Here is a 26,795-nt window from a genome sequence, read left to right on the forward strand (position 1 = left end):
TGTCAGCGATCCATAAGGATCGTCCTTAGCGGCCCGATAACAGCCGCCACATACACCTGACTCCGAAGCCGGCCGTGTGTTGCGTCCGGAGTGGATGGTGGAGGTGGCAGATGCGCGCCGCGTTGGAGAAACTGTGGCGCAGCCCACTCGGGCGCGCCGGGATCGTGCTGGCGAACCTGGTGGCGCTGACCGCGTTGGTGGTGCGCTGGGGTGATCAGGGGCTGTTCCTGTTCACCACGCCGATCGATCTGGACGTGTACCGGATCGGCGCGCAGGTGTGGCTGGACGGCGGCGAGCTGTACGGGCAGCTGCCGGTGACCCAGGCCGGGGTGGCGTTGCCGTTCACCTATCCCCCACTGGCCGCGATGCTGTTCGTGCCGTTGACCTGGATGTCCTGGGACACCGCGGCGCTGCTGCTGGACGCGGTGACCGCCGGACTGCTCGCACTGGTGCTGGCACTGGTGTTGAAGCGACTCGGGGTCAGCTCGCCCGGCCGGGTGCCGTGGGCGCTGCTCACCGTGTTCCCATTGGCACTGGCCCTGGATCCGGTGCGCGGCACGGCCGGGTTCGGGCAGATCAACGCGATCCTGATGGCCATGGTGGCCCTGGACTGCCTGGTGCGTGCCCCGCGCTGGCCGCGCGGCCTGCTGATCGGGGTGGCGGCCGCGATCAAGCTCACACCCGCGGTGTTCCTGCTGTACTTCCTGCTGAACAAGGACCGGCGGGCCGCGGTGGTCACCGTGCTGGGCTTCCTCGGCGCGACCGCGCTCGGATTCGCCCTGACCGCAAGGGATTCGGTGCAGTACTGGACCGCGACCCTGTTCGACACCGGCCGGATCGGCGGCGCCACCTATCCCGGCAACCAGTCGCTGAAGGGTTTCCTGGCCCGCACCGGCCTGGAGGGCACCACGCTGAACATCGCCTGGCTGCTGCTGTGCCTCGGCGTGCTTTTCCTGCTGCTGCGCGGAATGCGGCACGCCCTGGACACCGTCGGCACGCCGTGGGCGTTGTCGTTGAACGCCCTCGGCGGGTTGCTGGTCTCGCCGGTGTCCTGGTCGCACCACTGGGTGTGGGCCGCCCCGGCGTTGCTGTGCCTGGTGGTGCACGGGGTGCGCAGCGGCAACCGGTTGCCGTTGTGGCTGGCGGGCGGGTTCGGGCTGGCCACCGTGCTGTCCCCGCACTGGTGGTTCTCCTACTACGACCACCTGGGCTGGAACCTGTTCCAGCATGTGCTCGGCAACAGCTACACGGTTATGGCACTGGCGATCCTGATCGCCGCGCCGAAGCTGTTCGCGCCCAAGGCGACCGAGCTGTCCGGCCCGGCCGACCAGGTCAGGCTGACCCCGGTCGGCCGATGACCCTGGACTACTCCGCCGGGCGGCGCAGCAGTGCGCAGAACATCGCGTCGGTGCCGTGCCGGTGGGGCCACAGCTGGACCGACGGCCCGGCGCCGAGGTTGGGCACGCCGGGGAAGAACTCCCGGGTGTCCAGGGTCTCCGCGCCGGTGCGGCGGGCGATCTCGGTGACCACGCTGACGGTTTCCCGCACGTGCGGGGAGCACACCACGTAGGCGACGATCCCACCTGGGCGGACCAGGCTCATCGCGGCGGTGAGCAGCTCTCGTTGCAGCTTGGTCAGCTCGGTGAGGTCCTCGGGGCGTCGCCGCCACCGGGCCTCGGGGCGGCGGCGCAGCGCGCCGAGGCCGGTGCAGGGGGCATCGACCAGGACCCGGTCGTAGCCGCCGGCAGGCAGGCCGGAGTCGCGGCCGTCGCCGACGTGCACGGTGATGGGCAGTCCGGTGGTGGCCTTGCGGACCAGGTCGGCGCGGTGCGGGGCCTTCTCCACCGCGTCCAGGACGCCGCCCTGCATGCTGACCAGCGAGGCGAGCAGCGCGGCCTTGCCGCCGGGTCCGGCGCACAGGTCGAGCCAGGTCTCGTCAGGGCCGTCCAGGGGCACCCTGGTCAGGGCGAGGGCGCAGAGCTGGCTGCCCTCGTCCTGCACGGCGGCCAGGCCCTCGCGCAGCGCGTCCAGGTCGCCGGGGTCGCCGGAGCCGGGGTCCAGGTGCACGCCGTAGGGCGAGTAGGGGGCTTCCTCGCCGCCGGTGATGGCGGCGAGTTCCTCGGCGCTGACCTCGCCGGGGCGGGCGGCCAGGTGCACGGCGGGCCGGGCGTCGTCGGCGGCGAGCGCGTCGGCGAGTTCGGCCTTGTCGGTGGCCAGTGCCTCGGTGAAGGCCTGCGCGATCCACTTGGGGTGGGCGTGGGTGAAGGCGAGGTGCCCGACCGGGTCGGTGTCCTCGTCCGGGGCGAGTTCGGTGACCCAGGCTTCCTCGTCCTGCTGGGCGACCCGGCGCAGCACCGCGTTGACGAACCCGCCCGCGCCGGTGCCGAGTTCCAGGCGGACCAGGTCCACTGTGGAGGCGACCGCGGCGTGCGCGGGGATGCGGGTGCGCAGCAGCTGGTAGGCGCCCAGCCGCAACGCGTCCAGGGCGACGCCGTCCACTTCGGACAGCGGCCGGTCGCTGCACGCCTGCAGCACCGCGTCGAGCAGGCCCTGGGCGCGGCAGGCGCCGTAGGTGAGTTCGGTGGCCAGGCCGGCGTCGCGGCCGTGCAGCCGCCGGTCGCGGAGCAGGCCGGGCAGCACCAGGTTGGCGTAGGCGTCGCGTTCGCGGACGGCGGTGAGGGTGTCCAGGGCGGCCTTGCGGGCGGGGTCGGTCTCCGGCGGACGGCGCGGCCCCGAGCGCCGGCGCGGGGGTCCGCTGCGATCCGAGCGGGCCTGCCGACGGTTGGGCTGGTGCATCATCCGAGCCGTTCTCCCTGTTCCGGCCGCACGCCCCGAGCCCAGTCGGTGGCGGCCATCCGTTTCTTTCCCTGTGCCTGGACCTCGCCGAGGGCGACCGGGCTGGTGGCGGTGCCCACGAGCACCCGCTTGCGTTCGACCTTCAGCTCGCCGGGTGGCAGCGTCTCGGCCTCGACGAGGGTGAGTGGGCCCAGTTTGAGTCGTTCACCGCGGAACTCCGCCCAGGCCCCCGGTTCGGGGGTGACCGAGCGGACGAGGCGGTCCACCGCGAGGGCGGGCAGGCCGAAGTCGGCCTTGGCGTCCTCGACGGTGACCTTGCCCGCGTAGCTGACGCCGTCCGCGGGCTGCTCGCGCGCTTCCACGGTACCGGCGGCGATGCCGTCCATGGTCGCGGACAGCAGTGCCGCGCCGGAGATGGAGAGGCGTTCGAGCAGCTCACCGGCGGTGTCGGTGAGCCGGACGGTTTCGGTGACCACACCGAAGACGGGTCCGGCGTCCATGGGTTTGACGATCCGGAACACGCTGGCCCCGGTGACCTCGTCGCCCGCGCGCACGGCGGCCTGCACGGGGGCGGCGCCGCGCCAGGCCGGCAGCAGCGAGAAGTGCAGGTTCACCCAGCCGTGTTTCGGGATGTCCAGGGTGCGCTGGGGCAGCAGGTTCCCGTAGGCGACGACCGGGCAGCAGTCGGGGTCGAGTTCGCGCAGCCGGTCCAGGAACTCCGGCGCACCGGCCTTCTCCGGGGTGAGCACCTCGATGCCGTGCTCGTCGGCGAGCGCGCCGACCGGGGAGCGGTGCAGCGTGCGGCCGCGGCCAGCTGGCGCGTCGGGGCGGGTGATGACCGCGATGACCTCGTGCTCTGGCGAGTCGATGAGCGTGCGCAGGGAGGGCAGGGCGACCTCGGGGGTGCCTGCGAAGATCAGCCGCATGTCAGCGACCACCGCCGAAGAGCGGGTGTGGGCTCTGCTTGATCACGGGTGCGGTGGTCTCCTGCCCGAACCAGTCGGATTCGCGGATCTGTCTGAGCGCGAGTTTGCGGGTCTCGGCGTCGAGCCGGTCCACGAAGAGCACGCCGTCGAGGTGGTCGGACTCGTGCTGGATGCAGCGGGCCAGGAGGTTGCTGCCCTCGACCTCGACGGGTTCGCCGTGCATGTTCCAGCCCTTGGCGACCACGTGGAGGTGGCGGCGGCAGTCCCAGCGCAGGCCGGGGATGGACAGGCAGCCCTCGGGGCCGTCCTGTTCCTCCTCGCCGACCACGTCGAAGCTGGGGTTGATCAGGTGTCCGGCGAAGCCGTCGCAGTGGTAGGTGAACACGCGCAGCCCGACCCCGATCTGCGGGGCGGCCAGTCCGGCCCCGCCCTGGCCCTCCATGGTGTCCCAGAGGTCCTTGACCAGGTGCCGCAGCTCCGCGTCGAAGTCGGTGACCTCGGTGGCCGGGGTCCGCAGCACGGGGTCCCCGAATAGCCTGATCGGCTGGACTGTCACGCGGCTCCCTTCAGGACGGTTCGGCGTGCACGAGTCTAGAGGTTGGAATTCGTGTGCAACGCAGGACGCCGATCGGTCACTTACCCATGTGACCGCGTTCGTGAGACAGAACTGGGGTGCGATGGTCTTGGCCCAACCTGTCGGCCAACCCGAGCCGGTGCCACGCGCGGACGGCAAGGACGACGACCGCGTGCTGTGGCAGCGGGCGGCGGCCGATGACCGCAACGCCTTCGGCGAGCTGTTCGAACGGCACGCCGAGGCGGTGTGGAACCACGCCTACCGGTTGACCGGGTCGTGGTCGGCGGCGGAGGACCTCACCTCCACCACCTTCCTCACGGCCTGGCGCAAACGGGCGGAGCTGACCCTGGTCCGGGAGTCGGCGCTGCCCTGGCTGTACACGGTCGCGGGCAACCTGGCCCGGACGGAGTTCCGCAGGCTGGGCCGCTTCCGCAAGGCGCTGGCCAGGATGCCCGCGCTGCACGTGGTGCGCGATCACGCCGAGGAGGTCGTGGACCAGGTCGACGGGGACCGGCGCCTGCAGAAGGTGCTGGCGGCGATCGACGAGTTGCCCAAGGCTGAACGGGAGGCCGTGCAGTTGTGCCTGCTCGGTGAGTTGTCGATCCCGGAGGCCGCGGAGGCGCTGGGTGTGGCCGAGGTGAGTGTGCGTTCCCGGATATCGCGTGCCCGCAGCAGACTGCGTGGCCTGGTCGAGGAGGAGCTGTGATGGACGACAAGTTCGAGCTGCCTCCGCGGCGGGAGCTGCCGGAGGACATCAAGGACCGGATGCGCGCCACGGTGCGGATGCGGATGGACGACCCGGAGTTCGAGCCGCAGGGCCGGGGCCGCCGGTTCCTGGCCGCGGCGGCGGCGATCATGGTGGTCGCGGTGGGCGCGGCGGTGGTGGTGCAGTCCGCACAGGACGAGGGCACGGCCAACGACCCCGGCGCGACCACGACCCCGAGCGCGAGTGGCGGCTTCCAGGCGGGCAACCAGGCCACCGCGGACCGGGCCCTGGTGGACCGGTGCTGGCGGGCCGCGATGCTGTCCCCGCAGGCCGAGAAGTACCCGAGGCGCCGCGAGGAGTGGATGGGCGGCCGTCAGATGACCTGGAGCGGGGTGCGCCAGATCGGGCTGCGCCTCGGTCAGCAGATCGCGGGCTGTGAGCTGAGCGAGACCACGGTGTGGATCTCCGAGCCGCAGACTCCCCTGGCGCCGGAGGACCCCACCCAGTTCAAGATGATGATGATGACCCCCAACGGCGGGTCGGCGCTCAACGTCCGGGCCGGGGTCGGCAAGGTCGTGGTCGGCGTTGACCAGTCGGCGCGGGGCGGGGAGAAGTCGGCGCTGGAGCCCTACGACATGTTCTACGGGGTGCGCACGGGTGAGCCGCGGCAGCTGCCCGGTGGGGCGAAGGTGCACGTCGGGGTGGAGGATCCGGCCACCCGCAAGTTCCGCGATGTGATCTACGCGCAGTTGCCCGCGCCGATGGTGACCGTGGTCGACCAGCCGCAGCCGCCGGGTGAGCGCACCTCACCGGCCGGGAAGAAGCTGGCCGAGTGCGTCGAGACGGAGCGGACCAAGTACTTCAGGCCGGTGGTGAACGCGGAACTGCTGGTGCCCGGCGCCTACGCCGAGTTCCCGGCCACGGGTCAGTGGACGGTGGTCGGCAGGCACCAGGAGATGGTGGTGGCCTGTGCCTGGAACCAGGCCAGCGGGAGCTACCGGATGGAGGTGGACCGCTGGGGCCTCCCGCTGATACCGGAGGACGCGGCCAGGCCCGTCCGGTACACCGACGCGATCCCGTTCGACGAGCTGCGGTTGCCGGAGCGGGACCGGCGCAAGGACCGGTTCGCCGGTTTCGCCGGTGCGGCCGCGGAACAGGTCGCGGAGCTGAGCCTGACCCAGCCCAACGGCACGCCGATGCGGGTCATCCTGGCCAAGGGCACCTTCATCGCCTACGTGACCGGTCCGCCGCAGGGCCACGACCAGATGGACATCGACCTGGCCACCTATGTCGCCAAGGACGCCAAGGGCAAGGTGATCGGCTCGGGGCGGCTGGTCCCGCAGTGACGCCTCAGAGCAGTTCGAGTGGATCGAGCCGGACCCGCACCAGGTCCGGCTCTTTTCGCGCGGTGCGGGCGGCGACCGCGTCGTGCAGGGCGGTGGCCAGGGCGCGGCCGTCGGTGCGCGGGGTGCGGATGAGGGCGCGTTCGCGTTCCTCCTCCTGACCGCGGGTCTCCAGGGTGACCGGGCCGAGGATCTGGGCGCTGGGCGGCAGGGTGAGGCCGTCGAGGAACTCGTTGACCGCGGCGGGGGTGCCGTCCACGGTGGCGATGCGCACGGCAGGCGGGAAGCCGAGTTCGGTGCGCGCGTCCAGTTCGGTCTCGGCGTGCCAGACCGGGTCCCAGCGGACCAGGGCCTGCACCACGGGCAGGCTGGAGTCGGCGATGACCACCACCCGCCCACCCTCGGCCGCGCCGCGGACCAGGGCGGCGGCGGTGAGCCAGCGACGCAGCGCCTCCTCGCCGGCACGCAGGTCGGAGCGGGCCAGCATGGCCCAGCCGTCCAGCAGCAGCGCGGCCCCGTAGCCTTGCGGCACAAAGGGTTCCGCGCCCGGGGTGGCGACCACGAGGGCCGGTTTCGCGGGCACCTCGGAGAGCACCTCGTCGGCGCCGGAGGTGCGTACCGGGAAGCCGGGGAAGGCCCGGCCGAGTTCCTCGGCGGTGCGTTTGGCGCCGACCACGACGAACCGCAGCCGCCGTGATCCGCAGGCGGGGCAGGAGAATCCGGCCTCGGCCGCGCCACACCACCGGCAGGCGGCTGGCCGGGGCACGTCCTCACCGCCCGCGGGCAGGGCGAGCGGTCCGGAGCAGCGGCGGCAGCGGGCGGGGGCCCGGCAGCCACCGCAGGCCAGCGCGGGCACGTAGCCCCGGCGCGGCACCTGCACCAGCACCGGCAGCCCGGCGGCGAGGGCCTCGCGGGCGGCGGCGAAGGCCACCGAGGGCAGCCGGGCGGCCCGCGCGGCCGCGTCCCGCTCCTCCTGGCGGTCGTCCTCGCCGATGGAGGTCACCCGCGGCGCGACGGCCCGCAGTTGTTCCCTGGCGCCGACGATCTCGTGCGCCCACCCCGTCCGCACCAGCAGCGCGGCCTCCGCGGTGCGGGCGAACCCGGCGACCAGCAGCGCGGCCCCGCTGGCGTGCGCGCGCAGCATCAGCACGTCCCTGGTGTGCGGGTAGGGCATCCGCTGATCGGCATGGAGGTCGTCGCCGTCGTCCCACACCGCGACCAGCCCGGGGTCGGCCACCGGCGCGAACGCCGCCGCCCTGGTGCCCACCACGACCTTGACCGCGCCACGGCGTACCGCCAGCCACCGCTTGTACCGCTCCGAGGGCCCCAGGTCCGCGGCCAGCGCCACCACACCCGCCTCGCCCAGCACCCGCACACAGGCCGCGTGCACCCGGGCCAGGTCCCGGTGATCGGGCACCACCAGCACCGCACCCCGCCCGGCCGCCGCGACCTGGGCGGCCGCCTCGGCCAGCCGCGCGGGCCAGTCCTCCCCCGGCAGCGCCTGCCACACCGCGTGCGCGGGCCGCGCGCCCCGCAACGCCTCCAGGAACGCCCCGCCCCGCGGATACCGCGCCCACCCGGCCGGGTCAGGCGGCTCGGGCGGCGGCGCGGCCGCCCGCGGCTCCGCGGCCTCGGCCCTGGCGTGCCGAGGCGGGATGGCCAGCCGCAACACGTCGATCAGGGTGCCCGCGTACCGGTCGGCCACGGCGCGGGCCAGGCTGAGGATCTCCGGCGACAGCACCGGTTCGGGCGAGGTGACCCGTTCCAGGTAGGCGAGTTTGCCCTGGTGCCCCGACTCGGCCACCCGTTCCAGGATGTACCCGTCCACGAGCTGCCCGGCGAAGCGCACCCGCACCCGGCAGCCGGGCACCGCGTCCTCGGCGTACTTGTCCGGCACCAGGTAGTCGAAGGGCCGGTCCAGGTGCGCGAGCGGGACGTCCACGCAGATCCGCGCCACCGGTTCGATGGCGGCGGGCTGCTGTTCCCCACGTCGGTACCCGCCTGGTTTGCCCACCCACCTGGTCTATCAGACGAACCCCGTCACACCGGCATCGCCCGCCCAAGATCGCCCGCCAGAGCCGCCAGCCGCTCCGCCGCGGCCCGCTCGCCGACCCCGTCCGGCCCGACGGAGAGATCCCGCGATTCCAGCCCCGGTTCGGCGCTCAGCGCGGGCAGATTCCCGCCCGCCCGCTCGACAAGCACCACGGCGGTGGCCGCGAACCCCTCCAGCAACGCCCGCAACACCGGGTGACCCGATTCCCGGCACCGCCGCACCACGGCGTCGGTGAGGGCCGCGAACACCGGCAGGTCGATCTCACACTCATCGGCGACCATCGCCCCCAGCCCGGTCGGCAGGTCCACGGCGGTCGAGGCGGCCTGGGCCGAGGCGAGGAACAACGCGGCCACCCCGTTGGCCGGATTCCACAGCGTACGCCCGGCATGCTTGAAGTACTGACTCATCCCACTCCCCCAAGTGCTTACCGGACAACGACTTCCGGCCCGGTCCACAGTAGACGCCAACATCCAACCTGCCGTCCCACAACGGCCAACACGCCAGCGGGGTCTCCCAACCCTCGGCGTGTTGGCCGTTCTCGTACGGGGTCTTGGCCGTTCTCGTACGCCACGTTGGCTGTTGCGGGACGAGGGTTGGGCTGCCAGCTCAGGAACCAGCGTGACTTGAGGGCACACGAACCGCGATTGGCCTGTCCCTGCCCCAGCCCAAGCCCCGGGCCAGACCCGCTGTACCGCAACGGCCAACACACCGTCCCACAACGGCCAACACTCCGGCGGGGGTCTCCCAACCCTCGGAGTGTTGGCCGTTCTCGTACGGAGTGTTGGCCGTTGTTGTACGGGGTCTTGGCCGTTGTCGTACGCCACGTTGGCCTGTCCCGGCCGCCAGGGCGTACGAGAACGGCCAAACTGGTGTACGAGAACGGCCAACACGCCGGGTGGGGGGGTTCGGGGGCTGGGAATGGCGAACGGCCGGGCTGCCCGTGGGCGGCCCGGCCGTTGCTTCGGGTCAGGCTCAGACCAGCAGGGCCTTGAGCGCGTCGGCGCGGTCGGTGCGCTCCCACGGCAGGTCCAGGTCGGTGCGGCCGAAGTGGCCGTACGCGGCGGTCGGGGCGTAGATCGGGCGGAGCAGGTCCAGGTCGCGGATGATGGCGGCCGGGCGGAGGTCGAAGACCTGGGTGATGGCCTGCTGGATCTTCTCCGGGTCGACCTTCTCGGTGCCGAAGGTCTCCACGAACAGGCCGACCGGGGCGGCCTTGCCGATGGCGTAGGCGACCTGGACCTCGGCGCGGGTGGCCAGGCCGGCCGCGACGACGTTCTTGGCGACCCAGCGCATGGCGTAGGCGGCGGAGCGGTCGACCTTCGACGGGTCCTTGCCGGAGAAGGCGCCGCCGCCGTGGCGGGCCATGCCGCCGTAGGTGTCGACGATGATCTTGCGGCCGGTCAGGCCGGCGTCGCCCATGGGGCCGCCGATGACGAAGCGGCCGGTGGGGTTGACCAGCAGGCGGACGTCGCTGGTGTCGATGTCCAGGCCGGCCAGCTCGGGCAGCACGACCTGCTCGCGGATGTCGACGGCGAGCATCTGCTCCAGGTCGATGTCGGCGGCGTGCTGGCTGGAGACGACCACGGTGTCCAGGCGGACCGGGCGGTCACCGGCGTACTCGATGGTGACCTGGGTCTTGCCGTCCGGGCGCAGGTACGGCAGCACGCCGTCCTTGCGGACCTTGGTCAGGCGGCGGGACAGCCGGTGCGCCAGCGCGATCGGCAGCGGCATCAGCTCCGGGGTGTCGGTGCTGGCGTAGCCGAACATCAGGCCCTGGTCGCCGGCACCCTGCTTGTCGATCTCGTCCTCGGCGCCCTCGACCCTGGACTCGTGCGCGGTGTCCACACCCTGCGCGATGTCCGGGGACTGCGAGCCGATGGCGACGTTCACGCCACAGGAGTGGCCGTCGAAGCCCTTGGCCGAGGAGTCGTAGCCGATCTCCAGGATCTTCTCCCGCACGATGGTCGGGATGTCCGCGTAGGCCTCGGTGGTCACCTCGCCCGCGACGTGCACCTGGCCAGTGGTGATCAGCGTCTCCACCGCCACCCGGCTGCGCGGGTCCTTGGACAGCAGACCGTCGAGGATCGAGTCGCTGATGGCGTCGCAGATCTTGTCCGGGTGCCCTTCGGTCACGGACTCACTGGTGAAGAGACGGCTGTTCTGGCTCACGGTTCTCCCCTGGAGACAAGTTAGGTACGGCTAAGTAGCTTAGTTGGGGGTGCCTAGAGCATGGCTCACAGGCGGTCAGAGCTGGAAAGCCGCAGGATCGCGTCCCACACTGTGGACGCGAACCGGGCTTTAGAGCCCTGTGGGATGGGCGCCTCTGCGCCGTCTGCCGTGAGCAGCCATCCCTGGTTGTGCTCGACCTCGAAGGCCTTGCCGTCGCCCACCGCGTTGACGACCAGCAGGTCGCAACCCTTGCGGGCGAGCTTCGCTCGTGCGTGGTCGAGCACGTCGCCGCCTGGATCTCCAGTCTCCGCGGCGAACCCGACGACCAGTTGACCCGGACGTCGTCCCTTGACCAGCTCCACCAGGATGTCAGGGTTTCGCCGGAGTTCAAGCGGCTGTGGCTCGGATCCTTCGGTTTTCTTAATTTTGTGATCCACGAACTCTGCCGGTCGGAAGTCGGCGACGGCGGCGGCCATGACCACCACGTCTGCCTGCTCAGCGGCGGTCAGCACGGCCGCGCGGAGCTGTTCGGCGGTGCTCGCCGGGACCACCTCGACCCCGGCCGGGTCGCTCAGCGGCCCGCCGGTGACGGTGGAGACCAGGGTGACCTGGGCGCCGCGCTGGGCGGCGACCCTGGCCAGGGCGTAGCCCTGTTTGCCGGAGGACCGGTTGGTCAGGTACCGGACCGGGTCCAGGGGTTCGCGGGTGCCACCGGCGGAGATGACCACGCGCAGGCCGGTGAGATCGCGCGGCAGCGCGTCGGGGCGCTCCAGCAGCAGGGTGGCCAGCGCCACGATCTCACTGGGCTCGGGCAGGCGCCCCTTGCCGGTGTCCTTGCCGGTCAGCCGCCCCGCGGCTGGTTCGGCGACGATCACGCCGCGGGAGCGCAGGGTGGCCACGTTGGCCTGGGTGGCCGGGTGCTCCCACATCTCGGTGTGCATGGCGGGGACCATCAGCACCGGGCAGCGCGCGGTGAGCAGCGTGCCGGTGAGCAGGTCGTCGGCCATGCCGGCGGCGGCCTTGGCCATCAGGTCCGCGGTGGCCGGGGCGACGACGACCAGGTCGGCGGTCTGCCCGATGCGCACGTGCGGGACCTCGGGCACGTCGGTGAACACGCCGGTGGCCACCGGCTGCCCGGAGAGTGCCTCGAAGGTGGCGGCGCCGACGAAGCGGAGAGCCGCCTCGGTCGGCACCACGCGCACCGCGTGGCCGGACTCGGTCAGCCTGCGCAGGACCTCACAGGCCTTGTAGGCGGCGATCCCGCCGCCCACGCCGAGCACGACCCGCGGCCGGTGCTCTGCTGGGGTGGAACTCACTCGCCTTCGGTGTGTTCGAGCACACCGGCGTGGATCTCGCGCATGGCGATGGACAGCGGCTTCTCCCGCGCGCCCGGCTCCACCAGCGGTCCGACGTACTCGAGCAGGCCCTCGCCGAGCTGCGCGTAGTAGTCGTTGATCTGGCGGGCCCGCTTGGCGGCGTAGATCACCAGGGCGTACTTCGAGCTGACCTTCTCGAGCAGGTCGTCGATCGGCGGGTTGGTGATGCCCAGCGGGGTGTTGGCCGGTTCGGCCAGGACACCCAGCTCAGTGGGGATGCTCACTCGCATGCTCCTGCGGTCGTGTTGCGCACCGGATGAGTATCAGTGCCGGTCAACAAGGTTACCAAGTCCTCGGCGGCACGTTGCACGTCGTGGTTGACGATCACCACGTCGAACTCGTCCTTGGCCGCCAGCTCCTCCCGCGCGGTGTCCAGTCTGCGGCGCACCACGTGTTCCGGTTCGGTGCCCCGACCGACCAATCGGCCGACGAGCACCTCCCAGCTGGGTGGGGCCAGGAAGACCTGGACCGCCTCGGGCGCGGCGGCCCTGATGGCCCGCGCGCCCTGCAGGTCGACCTCGACGAGAATGGGCTCACCTGCGGAAAGCCGCTGCTCGACGGGGCCGCGGGGGGTGCCGGAGCGGTGCGTGCCGCGATGGATCTCGGCCCACTCCAGCAACTCGTTCCCGGCGACCATCCGGTCGAACTCGGCCGGGGTGACGAAGTGGTAGTCGCGGCCGTCCTCCTCGCCGGGGCGCGGGGCCCTGGTGGTGGCGGACACGCTGAACCACAAGCCGGGCATGATCTTGCGCAGCCGCCCGACCACGCTGCTCTTACCGACGCCCGAAGGGCCGGCCAGTACTACCAGCCGGCCCCTCGTGGTTGTTGAGTCGGTCACTCGGCGCTGAACTCGGTCAGCAGCGCCTTGCGCTGCCGGTCACCGAGTCCACGAAGACGACGGCTCGTCGCGATCTCCAACCGCTCCATGATCTGAGCGGCGCGAACCTTGCCAACGCCGGGAAGTGCCTCAAGAAGGGCCGAGACCTTCATCTTGCCCAGGACCTCGTCGGTCTCCGCGGACTTGAGCACCTCCTTGAGGTTGGTGCCGCCGCGCTTGAGGCGCTCCTTGAGCTCCGCGCGGGCACGACGAGCCGCAGCCGCCTTCTCCAACGCTGCGGCCCGCTGCTCCTCGGTCAGCTGGGGAAGGGCCACGTTATTCCTCCGTATGTGGGGTGTCCTCTAGGAAAGGTGCCGCGACCGTACCGAGGGCTTCCGACTCGGCACAACGCGGGTCCGGATTCTCTACGCCGAGTGGTGCTGGAGTAGGCCCGTCCTCCGCCGGAAATCAGCCTGTGGGCTGAATCCCGTGCGCCGGGTCGTCGTTCTCGCGACGGACTTGGTTCGATGTCGTCCTTCGAAAATTTTCGGTTCCGGCCTGGTTTCGTACCCCAGTTCGGGACGCCGTTCTCGTCGGCCTCATCTGGCACCGGCCGCAACTACTACCAGCTCAGACCGGGTTGACGCCACCCGCCGCGGTTGGTGGCCCCGATCTTGTAGGTCACACGGAGGACAGCGCGGCCACATCGTCAAGGGTCCGGCGCGCAGCCCCGCGAAGTGCTGCGACGTCCGGTCCGTGCTTCAGGATGTCCCGCGAACTGGCCGGCAGGACGTGCGGCAGCGCGTCCCCGAAAACCGCCTTCAGCTCGGCCGGGCCGGCCCCCTGGGCGCCGTAGCCCGGCGCCAGGATAGGGCCGTTGAGCTGCGACAACTCCAGTCCGTGAGCACCGACGGTGGCGCCGATGACCAGGCCGATCCCACCCAGTGGATCAGCCCCGGAGTTGACCTCCGCCGCCGAGTCCACAATGGACTGTGAGATCGTTTTGCCGTCGGCGGTGCGGGCGGACTGGACGGTGCGCGCCTCCGGGTTGGATGTGAGCGCGAGCACGAAAATTCCTCTGCCGTTTTCTGCCGCCGCGCGCACGGCCGGGTCCAGAGAACCGAATCCCAAATACGGCGAAAGTGTCACCGCGTCGCCCGCCAAAGGTGAACCTTCGGTCAGATATGCGGCGGCATAGGCGGCCATGGTGGACCCGATATCGCCCCGTTTGGCGTCCACGAGCACCAGCGCGCCCGCCTCCCGGCCCTCCGCAATCACCCGTTCGAGTACTGCCACGCCGCGGGAGCCGTATGCCTCGAAGAAGGCCGCCTGCGGCTTGAGCACGGCGACCTCGCCCGCGAGGGCCTCCACCGCGGTCAGCGCGAAGCGTTCCAGGCCGGCCACGTCGGCGCTCAGGCCCCAGTCGGCGAGCAGGCCGGGGTGCGGGTCGATGCCCGCGCACAGCGGTCCCCTGGCGGAGACCGCTGTGCTCAGCCGCGCGCCGAAGCTCGCGTTCACCGGGCGTCCTTGAGCGCCGCCTGGAGCGCCTGCAGCGGCCGGACCTCGATATCGCCCCTGATGAGGGCCTCGATGCCGTGTACGGCGGCGGCAGCGCCCTGCACGGTGGTGATGCAGGGGATGTCCTTGGCGACCGCGGCGGTGCGGATCTCGTAGCCGTCGATGCGCGGCCCCGAGTTGCCGTAGGGGGTGTTGATGACCATGTCCACGCCGCCGGCGTTGATGAGGTCGACGATGTCCCCGCCGACGGCCTCGCCGCGCTCCTCGAAGTGCTTGCGCACGACGGTGCACGGGATGCCGTTGCGCCGGAGCACCTCGGCGGTGCCCTCGGTCGCAAGGATTTCGAACCCGAGGTCGGCCAGCCGCTTGATCGGGAAGACCATGGCCCGCTTGTCCCGGTTGGCCACCGAGACGAACACCTTGCCGCTGGTGGGCAGGGAGCCGTAGGCGGCGGCCTGGGACTTGGCGAAGGCCTGGCCGAAGGAGATGTCGATGCCCATGACCTCGCCGGTGGACTTCATCTCCGGGCCGAGCAGCGAGTCCACGCCCTTGCCCTCGGGGGTGCGGAAGCGGTGGAAGGGCAGGACCGCCTCCTTGACCGCGACCGGCGCGTTGGCGGGCAGTTCGGCGCCGTCGCCGGTGGCCGGGAGCATGCCCTCGGTGCGCAGTTCGGAGATCTTCGCGCCGAGCATCACCCGCGCCGCCGCCTTGGCCAGGGGCACCGCGGTGGCCTTGGAGACGAACGGGACGGTGCGGGAGGCACGCGGGTTGGCCTCCAGGACGTAGAGCACGTCGTCCTTGAGCGCGTACTGCACGTTGAGCAGGCCGCGCACGCCGATGCCGCGGGCGATGGCCTCGGTGGAGCGGCGGACCGCCTCGATGTCGGTGCGGCCGAGGGTGATCGGCGGCAGCGCGCAGGCGGAGTCGCCGGAGTGGATGCCGGCCTCCTCGATGTGCTCCATCACGCCGCCCAGGTAGACCTCGGCGCCGTCGCAGAGCGCGTCCACGTCGATCTCGATGGCGTCGTCGAGGAAGCGGTCGACCAGCACCGGGTGTTCGGGGCTTACCTCGGTGGCGCGGGCGATGTAGCCGGCCAGGGACTGCTCGTCGTAGACGATCTCCATGCCGCGCCCGCCGAGCACGTAGGAGGGCCGGACCAGGACCGGGTAGCCGATCTCGTCGGCGATCTTCTTGGCGCCGACGAAGCTGGTCGCGGTGCCGTACTTGGGGGCCGGGAGACCGGCGCTGACCAGCACGTCGCCGAAGGCGCCGCGGTCCTCGGCCAGGTGGATCGCCCCGGCCGGGGTGCCCACCACCGGCACGCCCGCGTCGGTGAGCTTCTGCGCCAGGCCGAGCGGGGTCTGGCCGCCCAGCTGCACGATCACGCCGGCCACGGTGCCGGAGCGCTGCTCGGAGTGCACCACCTCCAGGACGTCCTCGAAGGTGAGCGGCTCGAAGTAGAGCCGGTCGGAGGTGTCGTAGTCGGTGGAGACGGTCTCCGGGTTGCAGTTGACCATGACGGTCTCGTAGCCGGCCTCGCGCAGGGCCAGCGCGGCGTGCACGCAGGAGTAGTCGAACTCGATGCCCTGGCCGATCCGGTTGGGCCCGGAGCCCAGGATGAGCACCTTGGGCCGATCCGGCTGCGGGGCGACCTCGCACTCGGCGTCGGGGTCGAGTTCGTAGGCGGAGTAGTGGTACGGGGTCTGCGCGGCGAACTCGGCGGCGCAGGTGTCCACCGTCTTGTAGACCGGCCGCACGCCCAGCCGGTGCCGCAAGGTGCGCACGCCGTCCTCGCCGGCGAGTTCGTCGCGCAGCGCGGCGATCTGGCGGTCGGACAGGCCGGCCCGCTTGGACCGGCGCAGCAGCGGCTCGTCGAGCACCGGCGCGGCCAGGATCTCCGCGCGCAGCTCGACCAGGGAGGCGATCTGGTCGACGAACCAGGGGTCGATGCCGGAGGCCTCGTGCACCTGCTCGACGGTGGCGCCCAGGCGCAGCGCGAGGTCGACGGTGTAGAGCCGCCCGTCGTGGCCGCGTTCCAGCTTCCGCAGGGTCTCGGCCAGGGTGGCGTTCTCGGGGTCGGGGCGGGTCCAGAACCCGGCGGCCTTGGTCTCCATCGAGCGCAGGGCCTTGCCGAGGGCCTCGGTGAAGTTGCGGCCGATGGACATGGCCTCGCCGACGCTCTTCATGGTGGTGGTCAGCGTGGGGTCGGCGCCGGGGAACTTCTCGAAGGCGAACCGGGGGACCTTGACCACCACGTAGTCCAGGGTCGGCTCGAAGGAGGCCGGGGTCTCCTTGGTGATGTCGTTGCGGATCTCGTCCAGGGTGTAGCCGATGGCCAGCTTGGCGGCGATCTTGGCGATCGGGAAGCCGGTGGCCTTGGAGGCCAGCGCCGAGGAGCGGGAGACCCGGGGGTTCATCTCGATGACGACCATGCGGCCGGTCGTGGGGTGGATGGCGAACTGGATGTTGCAGCCGCCGGTCTCCACGCCGACCGCGCGCAGCACGTCGATGCCGACATCGCGCATGTGCTGGTACTCGCGGTCGGTCAGGGTCATCGCGGGGGCGACGGTGACCGAGTCGCCGGTGTGCACGCCCATCGGGTCGATGTTCTCGATGGAGCAGATGACGACCACGTTGTCCCGGTGGTCGCGCATGAGTTCGAGTTCGTACTCCTTCCAGCCGAGCACGCTCTCCTCGATGAGCACCTCGGTGACCGGGCTCTCCGCGAGGCCGGTGGCGGCCAGCCGCTCCAGCTCCTCATCGGTGTAGGCCAGGCCGGAGCCGAGGCCGCCCATGGTGAAGGAGGGCCGGATGACCACCGGCAGGCCGAGTTCGGCGACGGTGGCGCGGACCTCGTCCATGGTGTTGCAGACCCGGCTGCGCGGGGTCTCGCCGCCGATGGAGGCGACGATGTCCTTGAACTTCTGCCGGTCCTCACCGCGCTGGATGGCGTCGATGTCGGCGCCGATCAGCTCGACCTGGTACTTGTCCAGGGTGCCGCGCTCGTGCAGCGCGATGGCGGTGTTGAGCGCGGTCTGCCCGCCAAGGGTGGCCAGGATCGCGTCCGGGCGTTCCTTGGCGATGACCTTCTCCACGAACTCCGGGGTGATCGGCTCGACGTAGGTGGCGTCGGCGAACTCCGGGTCGGTCATGATGGTGGCCGGGTTGGAGTTGACCAGCGAGACACGCAGGCCCTCCTCCCGCAGCACCCGGCACGCCTGGGTGCCGGAGTAGTCGAACTCGCAGGCCTGGCCGATGACGATCGGGCCGGACCCGATCACCAGGACGTGCTTGATGTCGGTGCGTTTCGGCATCAGTTGTTCCCGTCCTTGTCGGTCATCAGGTTCACGAACTCGTCGAAGAGCGGGGCCGCGTCGTGCGGTCCGGCCGCGGCCTCGGGGTGGTACTGGACGCTGAAGGCGGGCACGTCGAGTGCGCGCAGGCCTTCCACGGTGTCGTCGTTGGGGCAGTAGTGGCTGATCATCGCCGCGCCGAACTCGGAGTCGAACCGCTCGCCGGGAGTGCCCTCGACGGCGAAGCCGTGGTTCTGCGCGGTGATGGCGACCTTGCCGGTGGCCACGTCGATGACCGGGATGTTGATGCCCCGGTGCCCGTAGCGCATCTTGTAGGTGCCGCGGCCCAGGGCGCGGCCGAGGATCTGGTTGCCGAAGCAGATGCCGAACAGCGGCAGCTTGCGGCGCAGCACCTCGCGGGTGACCGCGACGGCGTGTTCGGCGGTGGCCGGGTCGCCGGGCCCGTTGGACAGGAACACCCCGTCCGGGTTGAGCGCGAGGATGTCCTCGATGCCCGAGCCCAGCGGCAGCACGTGCGTCTCGATGCCGCGGGCGGACATCATCCGCGGTGTGTTGGCCTTGATGCCCAGGTCCAGGGCGGCCACGGTGAACTTCTTCTCGCCGAGCGCGGGGACCACGTAGGTCTGCGCGGTGGTGACGTCGCCTGCCAGGTCGGCGCCGGCCATCGCGGGGGCCTGGCGGACCCGCTGGATGAGCGCCTCGGTGTCGGCGAGGTCGGCGCCGGAGAAGATCCCGGCGCGCATGGCGCCGCGGTCCCGGATGTGCCGGGTCAGCGTGCGGGTGTCCACCCCGGCGATGCCGACGATGTGCTGGCTGATGAGTTCCTCGTCCAGGGAACGCTTGGAGCGCCAGTTGGACGGGGTCCGCGCGGGGTCGCGCACGACGTACCCGGCGACCCAGATCCGGCTGGACTCGTCGTCCTCGTCGTTCCAGCCGGTGTTGCCGATCTGCGGCGCGGTCTGCACCACGATCTGCCGGTGGTAGGACGGGTCGGTCAGGGTCTCCTGGTAGCCGGTCATGGCCGTGGAGAAGACGACCTCGCCCAGCGAGGCGCCGGTGGCGCCGTAGGCCTCGCCACGGAAGGTTCTGCCGTCTTCCAGCACGAGCACGGCGGCGTTACGCGGACTCATTGGCTGCCTTCCTTTGCGTGATTGCGGCGATCCAGTCGGAGTAGCCGGTTTTGTCGTCACCGCGGAAACCGGTGTCCAGCAGGTGTTCCCCGTGTGCCCAGGTGATCACCAGCAGTCCGTTGTTCCCGACGACCTTGCCGGCCAGCCCGCGTGCGGTGCGGGCGTCGCGGATCGTGGCGGCGTCGATCCACAGTGGACTGGCGCCGACGCGGTCGAGCAGCAGTCCCTGCGGGTAGAGGGTGGCCGTGGCCTCGGCGCGGTGGCCGATGTCGGCGACGGTGATGCGTTCGACCCAGTTCTCCGCCGCGGTGGTGCCGACGTAGACGCCGGTCTCCGGCGGCAGCAGTGGTTCCACTGTGGACAGTCCGGCCGGGACGGCGGGGAACGGGGGCAGTTCGGTGGCCTGGCGGCGGGATCGCTTGCGCCAGCCGTGCAGCATGCCGTAGGCGCACAGCAGGATCAGCGCGACCATGGCCAGGGTGAGCAGGATCCGCATCAGCCGCGCGCCTTCCCGTCGGCGGCGGTGATCTCGCCGCGCAGCATGGTGAGCACGACCCTGGCGGGCAGTTCCATGCCCTCGAAGGGGGTGTTGTCGGCGATGCTGGCGAACTCGCGGCCGCGCACGGTCCAGCGCGCGTCGGGGTCGATGAGCACCAGGTTGGCCGGTTCGCCCTCGGCCAGGGGGCGGCCCTGGTCGGGCAGGCCGGCGATGGCGGCTGGGCGTTCGCTCATGACCCTGGCCACGCCGCGCCAGTCCAGCAGCCCGGTCTCCACCATGGTCCGCGCGACGACCGAGAGCGCGGTCTGCAGGCCGAGCATGCCGGGACGGGCCGCGGCCCACTCGCAGTCCTTGTCCTGCACCGCGTGCGGGGCGTGGTCGGTGGCCACGCAGTCCACCACGCCCTCGGCCAGTGCCTGCCGCAACGCCTGCGCGTCACTGGCGGCGCGCAGTGGCGGGTTGACCTTGTTGACCGGGTCGAAGGTGTCCAGGCGGTCGTCGGTGAGCAGCAGGTGGTGCGGGGTGACCTCGGCGGAGACCTGGGTGCCGCGGTCCTTGGCCCAGCGCAGCACGTCCACGGTCCCCGCGGTGGAGACGTGGCAGATGTGCAGGCGCGCCCCGGCGTGCTGGGCGAGCAGGCAGTCACGGGCCACAATGGACTCTTCGGCCGCGGCGGGCCAGCCCTGGAGGCCGAGCCGGGCCGCGTTCTCCCCTTCGTGGGCCTGCGCGCCGACGGTGAGCCGGGGCTCCTCGGCGTGCTGGGCGATCACCGCGTCCAGCGCCTTGCTGTACTCCAGGGCCCGCCGCATGATCAGCGGGTCGTGCACGCAGTGCCCGTCGTCGCTGAACATCCGCACGTTCGCCTTGGACTTGGCCATGGTGCCCAGTTCGGCGAGTTTGACGCCGGCCAGTCCGACGGTGACCGCGCCGACCGGGTGCACGTCGACCAGGCCGACCCGCTTCCCCTCGGCGTGCACGTGTTCGACGATGAGCGCGTTGTCGGCGACCGGGTCGGTGTTGGCCATGGCGAAGACCGCGGTGTAGCCGCCGAGCGCGGCCGCCGCGGAGCCGGTGGCGATGGTCTCGGTGTCCTCGCGGCCGGGTTCGCGCAGGTGCACGTGCAGGTCGACGAAACCGGGCAGCAGCACCTGGCCCCGCGCCTGCACGACCTCGGCGCCCTCGGCGCTGAGGTCCGCGCCGATGGTCTCGATGACACCGTCGCGGATGAGCAGGTCGACGGGGTCTCCCGCGCCGTAGAGCCGGGCGCCCTTGATCAGGGTGGTCACGCGACGGCCTCCTCTCCGGCCAGCAGGTGGTACAGAACCGCCATCCTCATGTGCACTCCGTTGCTGACCTGGTCGGTGATGGCCGCGCGGGGCGAGTCGGCGACCGCGGAGGCGATCTCCATGCCGCGCAGCATCGGACCGGGATGCAGCACGACCGCGTGTTCGGGCAGCATCCGCAGTCGGGCCTCGTTGAGGCCGTAGGCGATCGAATATTCCTTGGCGGAGGGGAAGTATCCGCCGTGCATGCGTTCGGCCTGCACCCGCAGCAGCATGACCGCGTCCAGCGCGGGCAGTTCGGCGTCCAGGTCGTAGCTGACCGGCACGCCCCACTGCTCGACGCCGACGGGCACCAGGGTGGGCGGGGCGACCAGGACGACCTCGGCGCCGAGGGTGCGCAGCAGGTGCACGTTGGAGCGGGCGACCCGGCTGTGCAGCAGGTCGCCGACGATCCCGATCCGCTTGCCGGCCAGGTCGCCGAGCCGCTCGCGCAGGGTGGCGGCGTCCAGGAGGGCCTGGGTGGGGTGTTCGTGCATGCCGTCCCCGGCGTTGATCACCGCGGTGCCGGTGCCCTCCAGCCAGGTGGCCAGCCGGTGCGCCGCGCCGGAGGCCGGGTGCCGGATGATCACGCAGTCCGCGCCGACCGCGGCGAGGGTGAGCGCGGTGTCGCGCAGGGATTCGCCCTTGCTGACCGAGGAGCCGCCGACGGAGACGTTGACCACGTCGGCGCTCATCCACTTGCCCGCGACCTCGAAGGAGACCCTGGTGCGGGTGGAGTTCTCGTAGAACAGGGTGATCACGGTGCGCCCGCGCAGGGTGGGCAGTTTGCGGACCTGACGGCCCAGCAGGGTCTTCTTGAGTTCCGCGGCGGTGTCGAGCAGCGTGGTCGCCCAGCTCGGTTCCAGCGTCGCGGTGGTCAGCAGGTGCTTCACCGCTGGGGGTCTCCTTCTTCGCTCCGGCGCAGCACGACCGCGTCCCGTCCGTCCACTTCGGACAACAGCACGGCGACCTCCTCGCTGCGGGAGGTCGGCACGTTCTTGCCGACGTAGTCGGCGCGGATGGGGAGTTCGCGGTGGCCGCGGTCGACGAGCACGGCCAGCTGCACGGCGGCGGGGCGGCCGTGGTCGCGCAGGGCGTCCAGGGCGGCCCGGATGGTGCGGCCGGAGAAGAGCACGTCGTCGACCAGGATCACCAGGTGGTCGTCGATGCCGGTCTCGGGCAGCCGGGTGCGCTCCAGGGGCCGGTTGGGGCGGCGGCGCAGGTCGTCCCGGTAGAGGGTGACGTCCAGGGAGCCCAGCTCGACCTCGACGCCGCTGAAGTCGGCGATGCGTTCGGCGAGCCTGCGGGCCAGTGGCGCGCCGCGGGTGTGGATGCCGAGCAGGGCGACGGGCGCGCTGCCCGCGGCGTCCAGCGCGGTTTTCTCGATGACCTGGTGGGCCATGCGGGCGATGGTGCGCGCGACATCGCCGACCGAGAGCAGTTCACGCTCTCCGGCCGGGTCCGCCGCGCCACCCCGCTCGGGGCGTGGCACGAGGATGACCTCCTTCTCCGCCTCACGGGACGGGTCCTTAAAGGATGTGTCCGCACGGTAACAAACAAGATGGGGACCGGCGAAGCACCGCCGGTCCCCATCAGTAGTTTCAGGCCCCTCTAGTGACAGAAACCTCGTCTACCGCCCAGTACCAGTTGTTCACCCCGGCCAGCCGTAGCCCGATCCGGGCGTTTTTGGCGCCGCTGGGTAGTGGCACGGTCACCGATTCCCGCCCACCGGGGGTGTCCGCGGTCCACTTCCGGACCTCCACCGGCGTGCCGCCGTCAACCTGCAGAAGAAGCTGGGCGAGCTGGCCGCCTTCCTGCCGGTAGTAGTGGGTCAGCTCGACCCGGAGGCTGCCACCGGTGCCGGTGGTGGCCGGGGTCCAGAGGGTGGAGTCGAACTTCTTGCCGGTGGCATCGGCGGTGTCGGCCCACTCGTCGGAGTCGGCGACCGCGATCACCCCGCGACCCCGGACGAAGGTCTCCCGGTTCTGCCCGGTCTGGGCGGCGGACCAGAACGCGTCGGTGGTCAGGGTCCAGCCCCGCCACTCGGGCACGCCGCCGCCGGGCTGGGCCGCGTTGTCCACGCTCCAGCCGCTGGGGAACTGCTGGGTCCAGCCGAGCACCGAGGCCGGGATGTTCTCCGTCTGCGCGGGCTTGAGCTGGGCGGTCTCGAACGGGTCGGCGACCGGCGCGAACAGCGAACGGCCCGCCAGCTTGGCGTCGGGGGTGACGCCGAGGTGGGTGAGCGCGGTGTGCGCGAGGTCGACCAGGCGGGTGGTGCGGGGTTTGGCGGCAGGGACGCCGTCGCCGGTGGCCAGGATGAAGGTGCTGCGCTCGTCCAGGCTGGGTCCGCCGTGGCCGCCGCCGGGGGTGTGCCCGTGGTCAGTGGTGATCATGACCAGCCACTTCTCGTCCGCGCGGCCGGCGCGGGCGGCGACGGCGTCCAGCAGCCGGCGCACGTAGCCGTCCATGCGGGCGAGTTCGGTGAGGTACTCGGGGCTGGCCGCGCCCTTGTTGTGCCCGACGATGTCCTGCTGCCCGAGGTAGACGTAGGAGGCGTCCGCCTTGTCGTTCTTCAGATGGGCCTCGGCGCGCTGGACGATGGTGGCGTCGTGCGCGACGTAGCCGTCCCGGTCGCCGTCCAGGACGATCTTGGTGTCGATCTTGTCGCCGATGATGCGGTCGCCGATCGGCTTCCAGTCCATCGCCGCCCAGGTGTCCTTGCCCGGATCGGCGGCTTCAACCCGGCTCAGCCAGTCGGGATACTCGGCGAGGCGGTTGCCCGCGAAGGAGTTCTCCTTGACGCCGTGCTGGTCAGGCCAGGTGCCGGTGAGGATGGTCGACCAGCCGGGGCCGGAGGAGGTGGCGGCCATCGGGTTGGCGTAGAGCAGGCTGCGCGCCTCGGTGCCGGTGCGCTGGAGTCCCTGCAGGGTGGGCGCGTTGGCATCGGCGATCCGGGAGACCAGCAGTCCGTCGATGCCGATGACCAGCACCTTGGGCGCCGGCGCGACCGCGGCGGCAGGTGAGATCGAGGTGAGCAGTAGCCCGATCGCCGCAGCGATCGCCCCCGCCGAGCGACGCAGTGGTAGCCGCATGCATCCTCCTTCGAAGTGGTCTAGATGTGTTATCGAACTCTGGCGGGCACGAGGAGCCAACGGGCTAAGACCGGTCGTCACCCGAATGACCGCAGGGTGAACGACACGCCGTCACCAACTTGCTCACGGGCTGACACAGGACTGGTTACTGCCCGCTCAACTGGGGCGATGACGTGCGAAGGGTCAACCATCCGGGTGGTTGCGCCCCGCTCGCCCGCATGCCGCAACGAGATCAGCTTGACCTGGTGACTTCGACGAGTAACCATTACTCTCCGTATTGATCTGAGCTTTCCCCGCGGTAAGTGGTACCGACTGACGGGGCGAACGAACGGAGAACCGCCACATGGGCGACTACGCCAAGGCGCTGGGTGCCAAGCTCCGCGCGATCCGCCAGCAGCAGGGCCTGTCCCTGCACGGCGTGGAGCAGAAGTCGGGCGGTCGCTGGAAGGCCGTTGTCGTCGGCTCCTACGAGCGCGGGGACCGGGCCGTCACGGTGCAGAAACTGGCAGAACTGGCCGACTTCTACGGCGTCCCGGTGGCGGAACTGCTGCCGGAGGGCCGGGTGCCCTCGGGCGCCGAGCCTGCCACCAAGATCGTGATCAACCTGGAGCGGTTGCAGCAACTACCAGCGGAGAAAGTCGGGCCGTTGGCCCGGTACGCGGCCACCATCCAGAGCCAGCGCGGAGACTACAACGGCAAGGTGCTCTCCATCCGCACCGAGGACCTGCGTTCGCTGGCCATCATCTACGACATGTCCCCCGGTGAGCTGACCGAACAGCTGATCGACTGGGGCGTGCTGCCGCCCGAGGCCCGTCCGGCCAAGGAAGACTGAGCAGGCGGGTGGGTGGTTGTCGTGGAACCACCCACCAACCCAGGCAGTCCGGTGTTCCCGCGGTTCCGGCCGCGGTGAGGTCCCTCCCCCGCCGCGGCCACCGATCAGCGCGCCTCCCCCTGCGGAGCTGAACGACACCGCGGGGCGCCCCTGGTCAGGGACGCCCCGCGGTCTGTGTTCCAGTGCCGGTGTGCCGGCGGCTCAGCCGTTGTTGGCCGCGCGCAGGTGATCGGCGATACCGGCGATCCGGCCGAGCACGCCGTTGACGAAGCGCGGCGAATCATCGGTGGACAGCGCCTTGGCGAGTTCGATCGCCTCGTCGATGGCGACCGCGTCCGGCACATCGCTCGCCCACAGCAGCTCGAACAGGCCCAGGCGCAGCACCGCGCGGTCGACCGCGGGCATCCGGGACAGCGACCAGCCCTCGGAGTGCTCGATGATCAGTTCGTCGATGCGGTCACGGTGACTGGTGACGCCTTCCACCAGGGTGACCGTGTAGTCGTTGACCGGCGGCACGTCGGGCGAGCCGACCCGGCCGGAGAGCAGCGTGACCGGGTCGAGGTTGCGCTGGTCGGCCTCGAAGAGGACGTCGACGGCGCGTTTGCGGGCTTTGCTCCTGGCGCCCATCAGGAGTTGACGCGACCGAGGTAACGCCCGTCCCGGGTGTCCACCTTGACCTTCTCGCCGGTGGAGACGAACAGCGGGACCTGGATCTCCGCGCCGGTCTCCAGGGTGGCGGGCTTGGTGCCACCGGTGGAACGGTCGCCCTGCAGGCCGGGGTCGGTGTGCCTGATGATCAGCTCGACCGAGGCGGACAGCTCCACGAACAGCGGCGATCCCTCGTGCGAGGCGACCATCGCGTTGGCGTTCTCCAGCAGGTACTTGGCCGCGTCGCCGACGGTGCCCTCGTCCACCGGGATCTGCTCGTAGCTCTCCAGGTCCATGAAGACGAACTGCTCGCCGTCGCGGTAGAGGTAGGTCATCTCCCGGCGGTCGACAGTGGCGGTCTCGACCTTCACACCCGCGTTGAAGGTCTTGTCCACCACCTTGCCGGTCAGCACGTGCTTGAGCTTGGTCCGCACGAACGCGGGGCCCTTGCCGGGCTTGACGTGCTGGAACTCGACGACCGCCCAGAGCTGGCGGTCAATGTTGAGCACCAGTCCGTTTTTGAGGTCGTTGGTGGTGGCCACGGTGGTGGTTTCTCCTGTTGTCGTGAACGAGGTTCGTGCGGCTAGACGACCACGAGATCCTTGGTGGTCAGGGTGAGCAGCTCGGGCGCGCCCTCGCGCACCACGAGCGTGTCCTCGATGCGGACGCCACCCCGACCGGACAGGTACACGCCAGGTTCGACGGTGACCGCCATGCCGGCGGTCAGTGTACCTACGCCGAGCTTGGACAGGCTCGGAGCCTCGTGGATCTCGAGTCCGACACCGTGCCCGAGGCCGTGCAGGAACCGTTCGCCGTGCCCCGCGGCCTCGATCACCGAGCGCGCCGCGGCGTCCACCGCGGCGACCTCGACCCCGGGCGCGAGCGCGTCCCGCCCGGCCGCCTGCGCGGCCGCGACCAGCTCGTACAGCTCCCGCTGCCAGTCAGCGGCCCTGCCGAGCACGAGGGTGCGGGTCATGTCGGAGTGGTAGCCGCCGACACGGGCGCCGAAGTCGAGTTTGACCAGGTCACCGGTGATGAGCACGGCGTCGGTTGGCCGGTGGTGCGGTACCGCGGAGTTGGCCCCGGCGGCCACGATGGTCTCGAAGGAGGGTCCGGCGGCGCCGTGTTCGGCCATCCGGTCCTCCAGCTCACGCCCCACCTCCTTCTCGGTGCGGCCGGGCCGCAGCCCACCGTGCGAGATGAGGTCGGCCAGGGCCCGGTCGGCGGCCGCGCAGGCCATCCGCAGCGCCTCCACCTCGTCCTCGTCCTTGACCAGCCGCAACCCCTCGACCAGCTTCGGCGCCCTGGTCAGCTCGAGCCCGCCGGAGGCCGCCGCCAGCAGGTCGAACCCGTCCACGGTCACGTGATGGCTCTCGAACCCGACCCGCCCACCGGGAATCCCGGTGAGCAAGGCCACGTCGCAGGGCCGGTCGATCAGCCGCTCCAGGTCGGGGACCTGGGCGGCGGACTGGGTGAGGTAACGCCCGTCGGTGCAGAAGACGGTGCCCCGCTCGTCAGCGGCCTCGTCCTCGGCCGAGACCAGCAGCGCGGCGTTGGACCCGGTGAACCCGGTGAGGTAGCGGACGTTGAGCAGGTTGGTGACCAGCATCGCGTCCAACCGCCGGGCGCGCAGTTCAGCGCGCAGGGCAGCACGGCGACGGGCGTGCGACTCGGGCATGG

Annotated in this window: 25 protein-coding genes; 4 read left to right on the forward strand and 21 right to left on the reverse strand. The window is 71.1% G+C overall.

The features are described from left to right. Nucleotides 1–110 precede the first annotated feature (110 nt). Nucleotides 111–1,358: a glycosyltransferase 87 family protein gene (locus HNR67_RS35085; protein WP_185006962.1), complete on the forward strand. Its 1,248-nt coding sequence runs from the start codon at nt 111–113 to the stop codon at nt 1,356–1,358. A 7-nt stretch (nt 1,359–1,365) separates the two neighbouring features. Here HNR67_RS35085 and HNR67_RS35090 read toward each other — a convergent pair whose 3' ends face one another. Genes HNR67_RS35090 through def form a run of 3 tightly spaced genes read right to left on the reverse strand, consistent with a single transcriptional unit; the run spans nt 1,366 to nt 4,278 of the window. After that, nucleotides 1,366–2,796, reverse strand: coding sequence for an RsmB/NOP family class I SAM-dependent RNA methyltransferase (locus HNR67_RS35090; protein WP_407645192.1), 1,431 nt, complete (start codon nt 2,794–2,796; stop codon nt 1,366–1,368). Next, nucleotides 2,796–3,722: a methionyl-tRNA formyltransferase gene (gene fmt, locus HNR67_RS35095; protein WP_185006966.1), complete on the reverse strand. Its 927-nt coding sequence runs from the start codon at nt 3,720–3,722 to the stop codon at nt 2,796–2,798. The genes HNR67_RS35090 and fmt overlap by 1 nt, the downstream gene beginning before the upstream one ends. A 1-nt stretch (nt 3,723) precedes the next feature. Further along, the gene (gene def, locus HNR67_RS35100; RefSeq protein WP_185006968.1) at nt 3,724–4,278 is read right to left on the reverse strand and encodes a peptide deformylase; all 555 of its coding nucleotides are present in this window, start codon (nt 4,276–4,278) and stop codon (nt 3,724–3,726) included. Nucleotides 4,279–4,399: 121 nt separating this feature from the next. Between def and HNR67_RS35105 the strand changes: the two genes are divergently transcribed. Together HNR67_RS35105 and HNR67_RS35110 are read left to right on the forward strand one after the other, a co-directional pair. Further along, nucleotides 4,400–5,002 carry an RNA polymerase sigma factor gene (locus tag HNR67_RS35105; RefSeq protein ID WP_185006971.1) on the forward strand — a complete coding sequence of 201 codons (603 nt, stop codon included), beginning with the start codon at nt 4,400–4,402 and terminating at the stop codon, nt 5,000–5,002. Continuing rightward, nucleotides 5,002–6,348 carry a hypothetical protein gene (locus HNR67_RS35110; protein ID WP_185006973.1) on the forward strand — a complete coding sequence of 449 codons (1,347 nt, stop codon included), beginning with the start codon at nt 5,002–5,004 and terminating at the stop codon, nt 6,346–6,348. Before HNR67_RS35105 ends, HNR67_RS35110 begins: the two co-directional genes overlap by 1 nt. 4 nt (nt 6,349–6,352) lie before the next feature. On the opposite strand, the gene HNR67_RS35115 is transcribed toward HNR67_RS35110, so the two are convergent. From HNR67_RS35115 to HNR67_RS35185, 15 genes are all read right to left on the reverse strand, one after another. Further along, entirely contained in the window at nt 6,353–8,359 is a 2,007-nt protein-coding gene (locus HNR67_RS35115; protein ID WP_185006975.1) for a primosomal protein N', read from the reverse strand. Between the two features lie 26 nt (nt 8,360–8,385). After that, nucleotides 8,386–8,805, reverse strand: coding sequence for a DUF6086 family protein (locus tag HNR67_RS35120; protein ID WP_185006977.1), 420 nt, complete (start codon nt 8,803–8,805; stop codon nt 8,386–8,388). Between the two features lie 565 nt (nt 8,806–9,370). Next, nucleotides 9,371–10,567 carry a methionine adenosyltransferase gene (metK, locus tag HNR67_RS35125; protein ID WP_185006978.1) on the reverse strand — a complete coding sequence of 399 codons (1,197 nt, stop codon included), beginning with the start codon at nt 10,565–10,567 and terminating at the stop codon, nt 9,371–9,373. 65 nt (nt 10,568–10,632) lie between these two features. Continuing rightward, nucleotides 10,633–11,883, reverse strand: coding sequence for a bifunctional phosphopantothenoylcysteine decarboxylase/phosphopantothenate--cysteine ligase CoaBC (gene coaBC, locus HNR67_RS35130; protein ID WP_312988763.1), 1,251 nt, complete (start codon nt 11,881–11,883; stop codon nt 10,633–10,635). Continuing rightward, entirely contained in the window at nt 11,880–12,167 is a 288-nt protein-coding gene (gene rpoZ, locus HNR67_RS35135) for a DNA-directed RNA polymerase subunit omega (RefSeq protein ID WP_086789245.1), read from the reverse strand. Before rpoZ ends, coaBC begins: the two co-directional genes overlap by 4 nt. Continuing rightward, a complete protein-coding gene (gmk, locus tag HNR67_RS35140) occupies nt 12,164–12,781 on the reverse strand; it encodes a guanylate kinase (protein WP_185006982.1) in 618 nt (205 codons plus the stop codon). The genes rpoZ and gmk overlap by 4 nt, the downstream gene beginning before the upstream one ends. Next, entirely contained in the window at nt 12,778–13,095 is a 318-nt protein-coding gene (gene mihF / locus HNR67_RS35145; RefSeq protein ID WP_185006984.1) for an integration host factor, actinobacterial type, read from the reverse strand. The genes gmk and mihF overlap by 4 nt, the downstream gene beginning before the upstream one ends. Before the next feature lie 346 nt (nt 13,096–13,441). After that, nucleotides 13,442–14,278 carry an orotidine-5'-phosphate decarboxylase gene (gene pyrF / locus HNR67_RS35150; RefSeq protein ID WP_185006986.1) on the reverse strand — a complete coding sequence of 279 codons (837 nt, stop codon included), beginning with the start codon at nt 14,276–14,278 and terminating at the stop codon, nt 13,442–13,444. After that, nucleotides 14,275–17,592 (reverse strand): carbamoyl-phosphate synthase large subunit, encoded by a 3,318-nt coding sequence (gene carB / locus HNR67_RS35155; protein ID WP_185006987.1) that lies wholly within the window; start codon nt 17,590–17,592, stop codon nt 14,275–14,277. The genes pyrF and carB overlap by 4 nt, the downstream gene beginning before the upstream one ends. Next, entirely contained in the window at nt 17,592–18,722 is a 1,131-nt protein-coding gene (gene carA, locus HNR67_RS35160; RefSeq protein ID WP_185006989.1) for a glutamine-hydrolyzing carbamoyl-phosphate synthase small subunit, read from the reverse strand. The genes carB and carA overlap by 1 nt, the downstream gene beginning before the upstream one ends. Then, nucleotides 18,709–19,218 carry a PH-like domain-containing protein gene (locus HNR67_RS35165; protein ID WP_246492664.1) on the reverse strand — a complete coding sequence of 170 codons (510 nt, stop codon included), beginning with the start codon at nt 19,216–19,218 and terminating at the stop codon, nt 18,709–18,711. Before HNR67_RS35165 ends, carA begins: the two co-directional genes overlap by 14 nt. Then, nucleotides 19,218–20,507 carry a dihydroorotase gene (locus HNR67_RS35170; protein ID WP_185006991.1) on the reverse strand — a complete coding sequence of 430 codons (1,290 nt, stop codon included), beginning with the start codon at nt 20,505–20,507 and terminating at the stop codon, nt 19,218–19,220. The genes HNR67_RS35165 and HNR67_RS35170 overlap by 1 nt, the downstream gene beginning before the upstream one ends. Next, the gene (locus HNR67_RS35175) at nt 20,504–21,436 is read right to left on the reverse strand and encodes an aspartate carbamoyltransferase catalytic subunit (RefSeq protein ID WP_185006993.1); all 933 of its coding nucleotides are present in this window, start codon (nt 21,434–21,436) and stop codon (nt 20,504–20,506) included. The genes HNR67_RS35170 and HNR67_RS35175 overlap by 4 nt, the downstream gene beginning before the upstream one ends. Continuing rightward, nucleotides 21,433–22,041, reverse strand: coding sequence for a bifunctional pyr operon transcriptional regulator/uracil phosphoribosyltransferase PyrR (pyrR, locus tag HNR67_RS35180; protein WP_308301036.1), 609 nt, complete (start codon nt 22,039–22,041; stop codon nt 21,433–21,435). The genes HNR67_RS35175 and pyrR overlap by 4 nt, the downstream gene beginning before the upstream one ends. 103 nt (nt 22,042–22,144) lie before the next feature. Next, the gene (locus tag HNR67_RS35185) at nt 22,145–23,635 is read right to left on the reverse strand and encodes an alkaline phosphatase family protein (RefSeq protein WP_185006997.1); all 1,491 of its coding nucleotides are present in this window, start codon (nt 23,633–23,635) and stop codon (nt 22,145–22,147) included. A 343-nt stretch (nt 23,636–23,978) separates the two neighbouring features. Between HNR67_RS35185 and bldD the strand changes: the two genes are divergently transcribed. Next, nucleotides 23,979–24,467, forward strand: a complete 489-nt coding sequence (bldD, locus tag HNR67_RS35190) for a transcriptional regulator BldD (RefSeq protein WP_016698573.1) — start codon at nt 23,979–23,981, stop codon at nt 24,465–24,467. A gap of 201 nt (nt 24,468–24,668) precedes the next feature. Here the strand turns inward: bldD and nusB are convergent, their stop codons facing one another. Genes nusB through HNR67_RS35205 form a run of 3 tightly spaced genes read right to left on the reverse strand, consistent with a single transcriptional unit; the run spans nt 24,669 to nt 26,793 of the window. After that, a complete protein-coding gene (nusB, locus tag HNR67_RS35195; RefSeq protein WP_185007000.1) occupies nt 24,669–25,094 on the reverse strand; it encodes a transcription antitermination factor NusB in 426 nt (141 codons plus the stop codon). Further along, entirely contained in the window at nt 25,094–25,657 is a 564-nt protein-coding gene (efp, locus tag HNR67_RS35200; protein WP_185007002.1) for an elongation factor P, read from the reverse strand. The genes nusB and efp overlap by 1 nt, the downstream gene beginning before the upstream one ends. 41 nt (nt 25,658–25,698) lie before the next feature. Continuing rightward, the gene (locus HNR67_RS35205; RefSeq protein WP_185007003.1) at nt 25,699–26,793 is read right to left on the reverse strand and encodes a M24 family metallopeptidase; all 1,095 of its coding nucleotides are present in this window, start codon (nt 26,791–26,793) and stop codon (nt 25,699–25,701) included. Nucleotides 26,794–26,795 lie beyond the last annotated feature (2 nt).

This window comes from Crossiella cryophila (assembly GCF_014204915.1).
GTDB classification, from domain to species: Bacteria; Actinomycetota; Actinomycetes; order Mycobacteriales; family Pseudonocardiaceae; genus Crossiella; species Crossiella cryophila.